The sequence below is a fragment of the Bacillus sp. FJAT-22090 genome, assembly GCF_001278755.1.
GTDB lineage: Bacteria > Bacillota > Bacilli > Bacillales_A > Planococcaceae > Psychrobacillus.
In genome coordinates this window covers 2,507,816-2,520,725 of the sequence record NZ_CP012601.1, presented here as the reverse complement: position 1 = coordinate 2,520,725, position 12,910 = coordinate 2,507,816, and the positions used below count along the sequence as shown (strand labels likewise).

At 39.8% G+C, this 12,910-nt stretch carries 13 protein-coding genes; all 13 read left to right on the top strand.

Going from position 1 to position 12,910, the window contains the following annotated elements; all coding sequences use genetic code 11:
- Positions 1-9: 9 nt before the first annotated feature.
- The 13 genes from AM499_RS12625 (at position 10) to AM499_RS12565 (ending at position 12,410) form a co-directional block, all read left to right on the top strand.
- A complete protein-coding gene (locus tag AM499_RS12625; protein WP_053590557.1) occupies positions 10-831 on the top strand; it encodes a cobyric acid synthase in 822 nt (273 codons plus the stop codon).
- Complete coding sequence (cobS, locus tag AM499_RS12620) at positions 792-1,580, top strand: adenosylcobinamide-GDP ribazoletransferase (RefSeq protein WP_053590556.1); 789 nt, start codon at positions 792-794, stop codon at positions 1,578-1,580. The genes AM499_RS12625 and cobS overlap by 40 nt, the downstream gene beginning before the upstream one ends.
- Positions 1,550-2,149: a histidine phosphatase family protein gene (locus AM499_RS12615; RefSeq protein ID WP_053590555.1), complete on the top strand. Its 600-nt coding sequence runs from the start codon at positions 1,550-1,552 to the stop codon at positions 2,147-2,149. Before cobS ends, AM499_RS12615 begins: the two co-directional genes overlap by 31 nt.
- Positions 2,101-2,481 (top strand): bifunctional adenosylcobinamide kinase/adenosylcobinamide-phosphate guanylyltransferase, encoded by a 381-nt coding sequence (locus tag AM499_RS12610; RefSeq protein WP_053590554.1) that lies wholly within the window; start codon positions 2,101-2,103, stop codon positions 2,479-2,481. The genes AM499_RS12615 and AM499_RS12610 overlap by 49 nt, the downstream gene beginning before the upstream one ends.
- Before the next feature lie 5 nt (positions 2,482-2,486).
- Positions 2,487-3,077 carry a cob(I)yrinic acid a,c-diamide adenosyltransferase gene (locus tag AM499_RS12605; RefSeq protein ID WP_053592190.1) on the top strand — a complete coding sequence of 197 codons (591 nt, stop codon included), beginning with the start codon at positions 2,487-2,489 and terminating at the stop codon, positions 3,075-3,077.
- 5 nt (positions 3,078-3,082) lie between these two features.
- Complete coding sequence (locus tag AM499_RS12600; protein ID WP_053590553.1) at positions 3,083-3,565, top strand: ECF transporter S component; 483 nt, start codon at positions 3,083-3,085, stop codon at positions 3,563-3,565.
- On the top strand, positions 3,558-4,220 hold the full coding sequence (locus AM499_RS12595) for a hypothetical protein (RefSeq protein WP_053590552.1): 663 nt from the start codon (positions 3,558-3,560) through the stop codon (positions 4,218-4,220). Before AM499_RS12600 ends, AM499_RS12595 begins: the two co-directional genes overlap by 8 nt.
- A 678-nt stretch (positions 4,221-4,898) precedes the next feature.
- Positions 4,899-7,052, top strand: coding sequence for a (Fe-S)-binding protein (locus AM499_RS12590; RefSeq protein WP_053590551.1), 2,154 nt, complete (start codon positions 4,899-4,901; stop codon positions 7,050-7,052).
- Between the two features lie 262 nt (positions 7,053-7,314).
- Positions 7,315-8,523 carry an acetyl-CoA C-acetyltransferase gene (locus AM499_RS12585; protein WP_053590550.1) on the top strand — a complete coding sequence of 403 codons (1,209 nt, stop codon included), beginning with the start codon at positions 7,315-7,317 and terminating at the stop codon, positions 8,521-8,523.
- Complete coding sequence (locus AM499_RS12580; protein ID WP_053590549.1) at positions 8,520-9,371, top strand: 3-hydroxybutyryl-CoA dehydrogenase; 852 nt, start codon at positions 8,520-8,522, stop codon at positions 9,369-9,371. Before AM499_RS12585 ends, AM499_RS12580 begins: the two co-directional genes overlap by 4 nt.
- 12 nt (positions 9,372-9,383) lie before the next feature.
- Positions 9,384-10,520, top strand: a complete 1,137-nt coding sequence (locus AM499_RS12575; RefSeq protein ID WP_053590548.1) for an acyl-CoA dehydrogenase — start codon at positions 9,384-9,386, stop codon at positions 10,518-10,520.
- A gap of 120 nt (positions 10,521-10,640) precedes the next feature.
- Positions 10,641-11,780 (top strand): acyl-CoA dehydrogenase, encoded by a 1,140-nt coding sequence (locus AM499_RS12570; RefSeq protein WP_053590547.1) that lies wholly within the window; start codon positions 10,641-10,643, stop codon positions 11,778-11,780.
- A 9-nt stretch (positions 11,781-11,789) separates the two neighbouring features.
- Positions 11,790-12,410 carry a TetR/AcrR family transcriptional regulator gene (locus AM499_RS12565; protein WP_053590546.1) on the top strand — a complete coding sequence of 207 codons (621 nt, stop codon included), beginning with the start codon at positions 11,790-11,792 and terminating at the stop codon, positions 12,408-12,410.
- Positions 12,411-12,910 lie beyond the last annotated feature (500 nt).

Here is a 12,910-nt window from a genome sequence, read left to right as displayed (position 1 = left end):
GGGGTTTAAATGAAAGGACTAATGGTGCAAGGAACCGCTTCAAGTGTAGGAAAAAGCTTAGTATGTACAGCTATTTGCCGATTACTTGCGAACGAAGGGAAACAAGTGGCACCTTTTAAATCACAAAATATGTCCAGTTTAAGCATACAAACGAAAGATGGCCTTGAAATAAGCGTTTCGCAAGCATTACAAGCTAGAGCAGCTAAAACTTCTTATTTGCCTGAGATGAACCCAATATTATTAAAGCCAAATGGAAATATGGAAACAGACATTATCCTATTAGGCGAAAAAGTAAATAAAATGAATGGAATGCTTTATCGTGAACAGTTTTTTGAAGAAGGACAAAAACTTATTAAAACAAGTTTAAAGAAGCTTTCAGATTCCTATGAGTACCTGATTTTGGAGGGTGCTGGAAGTCCTGTCGAAATGAATTTAAGAGATCGAGAATTAGTGAATATGCGCGTTGCTGACTTGGCAGACGTACCTGTACTATTAGTCGCTAATATTGAATATGGTGGAGTGTTTGCTTCCATCGTTGGCACCCTTGCATTGCTACCAGAATCGCAAAGAGCAAGAGTGAAAGGGATTATTATTAACAAGTTTCAAGGAGACATTACACTATTCCAAGATGGAATTGATTTTCTTGAAAATTATACTAGAGTAAAGGTTTTAGGCACTGTTCCTTACTTTCCAAATGAAATGGAGGAAGAGGACGGGGTTGCAAAGAGTACGAACGCTGCTTCCGATGAACAAATAGAGGAATGGGCAGCACATTTTCGGAAGCATGTGAAATGGGAAAAAATAGTGGATATATTAGAGGTGGGCAAGTGAATAGTCTTTTATTGGCACTTCAGTTTTTCACAATCATTCCCGTTCATAAAAATTTACCGATGGAAGAGCGGCAAATCTCTGGAATGTATAGCTTATTCCCATGGATTGGTGCGAGTATAGGGGCAATTGCTTGTGTATTACTCTCTTTCCAGTGGAGTCCATTAATGACAGCATTCAGTATTGTTTTTGTTGGAATTCTATTATCTGGGGGTCTCCATTTGGATGGTTTTATAGATACATCGGATGCATTTTTTTCCTATAGAGATCGATTGAAGCGGTTTGAGATTCTCAATGATCCAAGAGTTGGAGCATTTGGAGTGATGGCAGTTGTCTTATTAATCGTCGGAAAAGTGATTATTGTTTCAGAAGTATTGGCAGCGGAATCGTTTCATTGGATTTTTGTATTGCTTCTCCCTTTTTTCTCAAGAGCAACACTTGCAATGCTTTTTGGGTTAACGCGAAGCGCAAAAGAGAGTGGGCTTGCATATTTTTTTAAGCAGAAGATGAATGTGAAAGTTGTTATTCTAGCGACTATATGTAATACGTTTATTGGTCTTTTTTTAATTGGATGGATGTCGTCAAGTTGGTTTATTCCCGTTACAGTTACAGCGGTGGTGCTAGTTTTTATTTGCTTGTATCGTAATTGGTCACTTAAAAATTTTGGTGGTGTGACCGGCGATATTCTTGGGGCGAGTGTTGAAATTACGGAGGTGCTATTATGGCTGACGCTTTTACTATTACTCTCATAAGACATTTGCCAACGCAAGGAAACGTAGAAAAAAAGTATATCGGCTGGACGGATGAACCCATTTTAACCGGAATGAAAACGAAAAAATTATCTCCAGAAATAAAACAAGTTATTGGCAGTGATCTGACACGCTGCAAACAAACAGCAGAATTGTTATTTAATGAAATTCCTTATATGACGAATGAAAATCTCCGAGAATGCTCCTTTGGTGATTGGGAAGAAAAAACATATAATGAATTAAAAGAAGATAGATTATATCAAGCATGGCTGGATAACCCTCGGCAAGCAGCACCTCCAAATGGAGAGTCACTTGAAAAGATGGAAGCGCGTGTGCTTCAAGGTTTATATGATATTGTTAGTGAATATGAGAATCCAGTAATTATTACACATGGTGGTCCCATTCGTTTTTTATTAACAAAGTTTGGGAGTGTGGAAAAGAGCTTTTGGGAATGGAAAGTGCTGCATGGTTGCAGCTATAAAATGCATTGGAATGAAAAGAAAGATGTACTGGAGGGAATGCGGTGCACGTCATTTTCGGTGGAGCATTTAATGGAAAAAGAGCATATGTAGAGCAACTAGTAGAAGATAAAGAGGCACAGTGGTTGGATGCTATGGAGGATTTTCCGATTGTATCTTCAATAGCTGAAGTAGTAATTGTTTATGGAGTGGAATATGTATTAGAAGACAAATTGAATAAGTTATTTGAGCATCTGGAGCAATGGGATCAAAATTTTGAGGTAATTGTTATTGCGACTGAAATTGGGCGAGGAATCGTCCCGATGGAAGCGAGCATGCGTAAACTGCGAGATGACGTCGGAAGATTTTATCAGCAGCTTTTTACAAGGGCAGAACGTGTCACAAGAATTTGGTATGGCATTTCACAAACGATAAAAGGGAGATGATGGAGTTGAAAATTTATACAAAAACAGGTGACAAAGGGCAAACAGGATTAATCGGAGGAAGAACTGATAAAGATGATATTCGAGTGGAAACATATGGGACAATTGATGAAGTAAATTCCTTTATCGGAAAAGCAGTGACAGAGTTGGATACTACTATTTTTGCGGATATTTTAGAAGACTTAGAAACGATTCAACACGAATTATTCGATTGCGGTGGTGACTTGGCGAACGTATCAAACCGTCGAGTGTATAAAATGACGGATGCCCCTATAGAGGCAATGGAAAAACGTATTGATGTGCTAGTAGAGGAAGGCCCGGTATTAGAGCGCTTCATTTTACCAGGAGGAACTCCTGCAGCAGCAACGCTTCATATTGCTCGTACTATTACGAGACGAGCTGAGCGCCAAATGGTGACGCTAATGAAAACGGAAGAGGATGTTCCTGCAGTTGTACAACGCTACTTGAATCGTTTATCCGATTATTTATTTGCAGCAGCTAGGGTTGCAAATGCTAGAGAAAATGTGTCTGATGTTGAATATGTGCGTAGTGCAAAAGTATTTAAAAATGTAGGAAGCGTGAAAAAAGAGGAGGCGTAAGAGCGATGAAACTTCGTTTACTTACACTTGCAGCAATGTACGCAGCCCTATCTACAATAGGTGCATTCGTGAAAATTCCAGTTGGAATAGGAAGTGCCGCACTCGATACGGTTCCTGCATTAGTGTCAGCGGCTTTTCTGCCTCCCGTTTATGCAGGAGCAGCGTCACTCGTGGGACATTTATCTTCGTCGTTGTACGTAGGATTTCCACTTGGACCGTTCCATATAATCATTGCAGTAGAAATGTTTCTTATTTTATTCGTATTTACGAAGTTACATCAAACCGGCCATTATTTGATGAAATGGGTATTTTTCATCGTTGCCAATAGTTTGCTAGCAACACTTCCATTTTACTGGATCATTTCTCCTGCATTTTTTGCTGGAGCGTTACCTGGAATTACGATTGCAACTATATTAAATGCAGGAATCGCAATGATTGTCTCTCCAGTAGTTGAGCGAGTAATGGAGAGAGTGAGAATGCATGCGTAACGCGGTTTTATTACCAAATGGGCTAGTTTTGACAACTGATAATTCTGCGGGAATCGGAGAAAAAGTGGACGATATTGTTCGAGTGGAAGACGAAATCGTTGCATATTTTGCTACAAGGGTTGCTTTGTTGGAGCAGTGGTCTGCAGATGCACATCCAATCTCCGTTATCGTACACAACTTTACTGGCAATAAAAGCTGGGATAAATATGTTGCAGGAATAGAAAAAGCGTTTCAAGAAATAGAGTGGCCCCGCCCAACAATTACCGGAAGTACGGAATCCAATATGGAGACAATGCAATCTGCGATGGCTGTTACGATGATTGGCGAAAAGCGATGGGCCAGTGAATCAGAAATTACATGGTTTGTGTACGGGAAACCATGTGTCGGGCAAGAGGTAATGGATCATGCAGATAAAATTGCTGATTTAAAAAAGATATGGAATGCGATGGAAAAAGGATTTGTCAGACAAGTTTGGCCGGTCGGTTCTAATGGAATTGCCGGTGAATGCGTGCGACTTGGTTTGCGCGGTGAAATAACAGGGTGGGACATAACAAAATCGGCTGGCCCGGCTACTTCTGTTTTACTAGGAGTTCCAAGCGAACGAATAAAAGATGCGAAAAATCATTTTGAAAAATATTTTGAAGAGATTCGATGAAAAGAAGGGCTATCTCACTTGAGATAGCTTTTTATTTAGAGAAATGGTTGCTTTAATCCGAATAGAGTTAGAAATATTGTCTCACATCAACATAACTCTTTATTACGAGAAATGGTCTCGCTTGTGTAGGAATTGGTTGCGGATTGGTGTAAATTGGTCTCGTTGGGCAATCAATTGGTTGCTGTTAGGGAGCAATTGGTCTCGAAGTGACGTATAGTTACTTTTAATAGAAAATAATTCCAGAAGGAATATAAGGCCAGTAGTAATTAACTCTTATCACATCAACATAACTCTTTATTACGAGATATGGTCTCGCTTGTGTAGGAATTGGTTGCGGATTGGTGTAAATTGGTCTCGTTGGGCAATCAATTGGTTGCTGTTAGGGAGCAATTGGTCTCAAAGTGTCTTATAATACCTATTAATTGAAAATAATCCCAGGCAAGTTTACATATTCTGAAACATATATTGTACAAGTAGTGACTTGTACAATTTTATTTAATCACCTAGCATTTCCGAACTACTAAAATAAATTTTCTACTAATTTCGCGCAATTTAGAATAAATAAGTGTTGACTGAATGCTCATTCAGTTTTAATATTAAATTAATTCTTTATAAATCTATTAACCTAATGGTATTCTATCCATGATATCATTTTACATCTTAGAGGGGGAGAATAAGATGAGTCCATTATTAATCGCAAACTGGTTACTGTTCATCGCAGTCACTTTGTATGCAATTGGTTTATTCGTATATCTACTTAGAACGAGGTATGCATATATCAAACTGGGGAAAAAAGTCGAATTTGAAGACAATGTGAAGGAAAGACTTCGCAAAATTTGGGTGTATGTGTTTGGGCAAAAGAAGCTTTTAAAGGATAAGAAAAGTGGAACGATTCACGTTATGTTCTTTTATGGTTTCTTACTTGTTCAGTTTGGAGCAATTGATTTTATTTGGAAAGGGTTAGCGCCAGATTCACATTTACCATTAGGTCCATTGTATCCAGCGTTTACGTTCTTCCAAGAAATTGTGACATTTGTTATTTTAGTAGCAGTCTTGTGGGCATTTTACAGACGCTATATTGAAAAATTAGTACGTTTAAAACGTGGTTGGAAAAATGGACTAGTTCTGATTTTTATCGGCGGGTTAATGGTTTCTGTTTTAGTAGGTAATGGTATGGGAATGATTTGGCATGGTCATGAGGCTGTATGGTCAGAGCCAATTGCATCTTCTATTGCAATCCTTTTTGGATTTGTTCCACCGACAGCTGCAGCAGTAGTTTTCTATGCAATGTGGTGGGTACATCTTTTATTCCTATTAACATTCTTAGTATATGTACCGCAATCAAAGCATTTCCACTTGATTACTGGTCCGGCAAACGTGTACTTCCACCGATTAGACAATGTTGGAAAGCTACGTCCAATCAATTTTGAAGAGGAAGAAGACGAAGAAGCAAATGAAGATGAAATGCCTTCATTCGGAGTAGGTCGCATTCAAGATTTTACGCAAGCACAGATGATTGATTTCTACGCATGTGTAGAATGTGGTCGTTGTACAAATATGTGTCCAGCAACGGGAACAGGTAAAATGCTTTCTCCAATGGACTTGATCGTGAAGCTTCGTGATCACTTAACATTAACTGGTGCAGTAGAAACGAAGAAAAAACCTTGGGTACCTACACTTGCGTTCCAAGGAACAAAAGGTAATCAACTTGCGATGGCTGCTGGGGCAGAAGGAGCAGTAATCGAAGACATTTATAGCCCATCCCTAATTGGAGATGTTATTACAGAAGAGGAAATTTGGGCATGTACAACTTGCCGTAACTGTGAAGACCAATGTCCTGTAATGAATGAGCATGTTGATAAAATTATCGATCTTCGCCGTTATTTAGTAATGACAGAAGGAAAAATGGACGCAGATGCACAACGCGCGATGACAAATATCGAGCGTCAAGGTAATCCATGGGGATTAAATCGTAAAGAAAAAGAAAACTGGAGAGATGCACGTCCAGATATTCATATTCCAACAGTGAAAGAAGTTTCAAAAGCTGGAGAAGAATTTGAGTACTTATTCTGGGTTGGCTCAATGGGATCCTTCGATAACCGTTCACAAAAAATCGCTTTATCGTTTGCACACTTGATGAACGAGGCTGGAGTGAAATTTGCGATTCTTGGTAATAAAGAAAAGAACTCTGGAGACACACCACGTCGCCTAGGGAACGAGTTTTTATTCCAAGAGCTAGCATCGAACAATATTTCAGAATTTGAAAAAGCTGGGGTAACTAAAATAGTAACAATTGATCCACATGCATATAATATCTTTAAAAATGAATATAGTGATTTTGGATGGAATGGAGAAGTTCTTCACCACACAGAAATGCTATATGATTTAGTTCAAGCTGGTCGCTTGAAACCACAATACGCAGTAGAAGAAACAATTACATTCCATGATTCTTGTTATTTAGGGCGATACAATGATGTCTATGACGCACCTCGTGAAGTGTTAAAAGCAATTCCAGGAGTGAAATTAGTTGAAATGGATCGTAACCGTGAAAAAGGAATGTGCTGTGGAGCAGGTGGCGGATTGATGTGGATGGAAGAGCATGTTGGAAACAGAGTCAACGTTGCTCGAACAGAACAGGCTTTAGAAGTAAATCCAACGATTATTTCTTCTGGATGTCCTTATTGCTTAACGATGCTCTCAGATGGCACGAAAGCGAAGGAAGTCGAAGAAACAGTTGGAACATACGATATCGCTGAGCTTCTAGAAAAATCTATTTTCGGTGAAATTATGCCATCAGCGGAAGATGAAGAAGTGGCACCAACTGTTCAATAATATTCCCGCTCAATTTAGCAAGTGAGCGTACTGGCACTTCATTGGTAACTCTTGAACTTAAGTCTATTCGCTTCTGTCTCGAGCGGATTGAACAAGACATATTTATATTGCAAATATTTTTATAGTTTCGTAAACTAGAATTAATAGTAAGGGAGTATTTTTACTCCCTTTTTTCTAACATTTCATGTCGAGCGAGCGTTCAGTCAATTAAATTTTTTTATTTTATTTGAAAGCGATTTCATTAAAGTGAGGGGTGGCTATTTTGGTAAAGACAGTTATTTTGGATGGAGCACGTACAGCATTTGGAAAGTTTGGGGGAGCACTGAGTAGTTTAACCGCTTCTGATTTAGGTGGAGTAGCTATTAAAGAGGCACTAACTCGTGCTGGTATAGACGCAGATCAAGTGGAAGAAGTCATAATGGGTTCTGTATTACAAGCAGGTCAAGGTCAAATACCTTCACGACAAGCGGCAACAAAAGCGGGTATTCCTTGGTCTGTTAAAACAGAAACGATTAATAAAGTTTGTGCTTCTGGAATGCGTAGTGTCACGCTTGCAGATCAATTAATTCGTGTAGGTGATGAAGAAATCATTGTGGCAGGTGGAATGGAATCCATGTCTAATGCTCCTTATTATTTACCAAAAGGGAGATTTGGCCTTCGAATGGGAGATGGCCAATTAGTTGATGGAATGGTTTATGACGGACTTTCTTGTTCATTCCATCCCAAAAATGTACACATGGGAACGTACGGAAACTCTACAGCAGAGTCTTTTGAATTATCACGTGAGAAGCAAGATGAATGGTCATATAGAAGTCATGACCGTGCTTTAAAAGCAATCGATAATGGCATTTTAGCAGAGGAAATTGTTTCAGTAGAAATACCTCAACGAAAGGGAGAACCAATCGTTGTTGAGAAGGACGAAGCACCTCGACGTGATACATCTTTAGAGTCACTAGCTAAGCTAAAGCCAGCATTTGGTAGCGAGGGAACGATTACAGCAGGAAATGCACCTGGAGTAAATGACGGGGCATGTGCAATCGTTTTGACAAATGAACAAAAAGCAAAAGAGCTTGGAAAAGAGCCACTTGCATACGTTTTAGGTCATGCAGAGGTAGCGATTGAACCAGAAAACTTCCCACAAACACCTGGTATCGTGATTAATAAATTGTTAGATAAAACAGGGAAAAATCTTGCAGAAATCGATCTATTTGAAATAAATGAAGCTTTTGCTGCTGTAGCATTAGTAAGCAGTGAAATAGCTGGTCTAGATGAAGAAAAAGTAAACGTGAACGGTGGAGCTGTGGCACTTGGACATCCGATTGGAGCATCCGGAGCACGTATTATTCTTACACTTGCATACGAATTAAAACGCCGTGGTGGTGGGATTGGGATTGCAGCTATTTGTTCCGGTGGTGGTCAAGGCGACGCTATTATGATTGAAGTTCCTAAAACAGGGGGGAAAGACGCATGACAATCCAAAAAGTAATGGTAATTGGAGCAGGGCAAATGGGCTCAGGGATTGCTCAAGTTTGTGCACAAGCAGGTTTTGAAGTAAAGCTTAATGACCGTGAGGACCAATTTTACGATCGCGGAATCCAAACGATTACAAAAAACTTGTCACGCAATGTAGAAAAAGGACGAATGACTGAAGAGGAAAAACAAGCAGTACTAAGTAACATTACAAAATCCCTTTCCATTGAGGATGCTAACGATGTGGATATTGTCATCGAAGCAGCAGTTGAAAACATGGAAATCAAGCAATCTATTTTTAAGCAACTAGATGAAATCACACCAAAGCATGCGATTCTAGCAACAAATACATCCTCTCTACCAATTACAGAGATTGCAGCAGTAACGAATCGCCCCGAGCAAGTAATAGGTATGCATTTTATGAATCCAGTTCCAGTGATGAAACTAGTGGAAATTATTCGTGGTTTAGCAACTTCTGATGAAGTGTATGCAGCGATTGAAGATATGACAAAAAAACTTGGAAAAGTACCTGTTGAAGTAAATGATTTTCCAGGTTTCGTTTCCAACCGAATTCTAATGCCGATGATCAATGAAGCTATTTACACACTATATGAGGGTGTCGCTTCAAAAGAAGCAATCGATGATGTGATGAAAATGGGAATGAACCATCCAATGGGACCACTACAACTTGCAGATTTTATTGGCTTAGATACATGCTTATACATTATGGAAATCTTGCACGAAGGCTTTGGAGATAGTAAGTATCGTCCATGTCCACTACTTAGAAAATACGTCAAAGCAGGTTGGTTAGGGAAGAAGTCAGGCCGTGGCTTCTACATATACGAGTAAGGAGCGTGAATCATGGAATTAACATTCACAGAAGAACAACTTATGATGCGCAATATGGTTCGAGACTTTGCAAAAACGGAAATCGAGCCTTTTATTGAACGAATGGAGCAAGGAGAGTTCCCCCGTGAAATTATTAAAAAAATGGGTGAGCTTGGCTTGATGGGAATCACGGTTCCTGAAAAATACGGCGGTTCTGAAATGGATTTTACGAGCTATGTTATAGCGATCAACGAGCTTTCAAAGGTAAGTGCTGTTATAGGTGTGATTCTCTCCGTTCATACATCCGTAGGAACAAGTCCGATACTTTATTTTGGAAATGAAGAGCAAAAGAATAAATACGTACCAAAGCTTGCTTCTGGAGAATCCCTTGGAGCATTTTGTTTAACAGAACCTTCAGCTGGATCGGATGCTGGTGCATTAAAAACAAAAGCAGTGTTGAAGGGCGACCACTATGTATTGAATGGGTCTAAGGTTTTTATCACAAATGGTGGTGAAGCAGATATTAACATCGTGTTTGCTTCAACAGATACATCCAAAGGGTCAAAAGGCATTACTGCATTCATCGTTGAAAAGGATACACCAGGGTTTATTGTCGGGAAAGATGAAGAGAAAATGGGCTTGCATGGCTCAAGAACAGTCCAACTCACATTTGAAGATATGAAAATACCAGTAGAAAATAGACTGGGTGAAGAGGGCGAAGGTTTTAAAATCGCTATGGCTAATTTAAATACTGGACGTATCGGAATTGCTACGCAAGCATTAGGCATTGCGGAAGCGGCACTGGAGGCGGCGGTAGGATATGCGAAAGAGCGCGTGCAATTTGGTAAACCGATCGCAGCAAATCAAGGTGTTGGCTTTAAGCTTGCTGATATGGCGACAGCAGTAGAGGCAGCAAGGCTTCTTGTTTACCGTTCAGCAAGTCTTCGCGAACAAGGTCTTCCTTGCGGAAAAGAAGCATCAATGGCTAAATTATTCGCATCCAAAACAGCGGTTGACGTTGCAATAGAAGCAGTTCAAGTATTCGGCGGATATGGCTATACAGAAGACTACCCGGTAGAACGTTATTTCCGTGACGCAAAAATTACGGAAATCTACGAGGGAACTAGTGAAATTCAACGAATCGTAATAGGTAAGCATGTGATTAATTAATTTTTTCCTAAAAGTGGAGAGGGGCAATCAAACCTTTCTTATTAGCAACAACTAATTCTACATCGAGAGCGATTAAATTGAAGCTGAATATAAAAATATACCTAAAAAGGCGGGAAAACAATGAATTTTCAACTATCCGAAGAGCATGAAATGATTCGTAAAATGGTGCGAGACTTTGCAGAAAACGAAGTAGCACCAACTGCTGCAGAGCGCGACGAGGAAGAACGCTTTGATCGTGAAATTTTCGATAAGATGGCTGAGCTTGGCTTAACGGGTATTCCTTGGCCAGAAGAATACGGCGGAATTGGTTCTGATTACCTTGCATACTGCATCGCCGTAGAAGAGTTATCACGAGTTTGTGCATCAACAGGAGTAACCCTTTCTGCACACACCTCTCTTGCAGGATGGCCGATTTTCAAATATGGCAATGAAGAACAAAAACAAAAATATCTTCGTCCAATGGCAGAAGGTACAAAAATTGGTGGATACGGTTTAACAGAGGCAGGTTCAGGATCTGACGCTGGTGGTATGAAAACAACAGCTAAATTAGATGGCGATCATTATGTATTGAATGGATCTAAAATCTTCATTACGAATGGTGGTATCGCAGATATCTATGTCGTTTTTGCGGTTACTGACCCAACATCCAAACATAAAGGCACGAGCGCATTTATTGTAGAAGCTGATTTTGAAGGATTCTCTGTTGGGAAAAAAGAAAAGAAACTAGGAATTCGTTCTTCTCCAACAACAGAAATTATTTTTGATAATTGCCGAGTACCAAAAGAAAATCTTCTTGGTGAAGAAGGTGAAGGTTTCATTATCGCGATGAAAACATTGGATGGGGGACGTAATGGTATTGCTGCGCAAGCAGTGGGGATTTCGCAAGGAGCACTTGAAGCTGCAGTAGGTTATGCAAAGGAACGTGTTCAATTCGGAAAGCCAATTGTTGCAAATCAAGGTGTATCATTCAAGCTTGCTGATATGGCAACTGCAACAGAGGCATCACGTCTGCTTACGTATCAAGCAGCTTGGTTAGAATCCAACGGACTTCCTTATGGGAAAGAATCTGCTATGGCAAAATTGATGGCTGGAGATACAGCCATGAAAGTAACAACAGAGGCAGTGCAAGTATTTGGTGGATATGGATATACAAAAGATTACCCGGTTGAACGCTTTATGCGAGATGCAAAAATTACACAAATATACGAGGGCACACAAGAAATTCAACGCCTTGTTATTTCTCGTATGCTAACAAAGTAATCGATGCCTATGGAAAAAAAGCATGAAGTAAAGACTTCGGTGAAAGATGAAAACCTCATTGAAAAAAGACGTCACCAAATGATTCGTGCAGCTGTTACTTTATTCAAAGAGAAAGGCTTTCATCGAGCGACAACGAGAGAAATTGCAAAGGAAGCCGGGTTTAGTATAGGCACCTTGTATGAATACATTCGCACAAAGGAAGATGTCCTCTATTTAGTCTGCGATAGTATATACAATGAAGTACATGACAAGCTCTCACAAATAACGTTGGAGAATGGTACGATAGACGACCTCAAAAATGCTATCCGTCATTATTATGGGGTAATTAATGACATGCAAGATGAGTTCGTTGTCATGTATCAAGAATCCAAATCCTTGCCAAAAAACGCACTAGATTACGTATTAAAGAAAGAATTAGAAATGGTTGATATTTTCCATAAAATTCTTAATGGTTGTATACAAACTGGGGAACTGAAATTGACAGATGCCCAAGCAAAACTTTACGCGCATACCCTTGTAGTCCAAGGTCAAATGTGGGCATTTAGAAGATGGGCATTGCGTAAGGAATTTACAATTGAACAATTTACGGAACTACAAATAGAATTTGTACTAAATGGGATGGGGAAATAAGAAAAGCGCAAGCGCCTAGTAGAGGAATACAATCTAAGCTCGCAACATCATTGCGCAACGACTGTATGACCCACTTCGTGTAGGCATCAGACAGGCAAACGGGGGAGGGCACTGAAAAAGTCTATAGAATTTGACTTTAATAAATCATGTCGTCCAATAAATAAGAAAATCGTTGAAACGGCTCCCTTTCCGCGGGCGTTGCCTTAGCCTCCTCGCTGCGCTGCGGGGTCTTCGGCTAACGCTATTCCCGCAGGAGTGTCGCCTTTTTCAAGGATTTTCTATAAATACTAATTAAAAAAAATTTATATGATAAAATCTGCTCTATTAATGGCATGATGGTTTTCTAATTGAACAGGGATAATAGTTAATTGGAGTGGAGGGCGGCGACTCCTACCGGAATAGCATGAGCTGAAGACCCTGGACTGAGCGTAGCGAGGGAAGCGGCTGAAGCCATGCCGGTGGAAAGCGTCCGCCTGGAACGGAAATTAATGGGTCTAAAA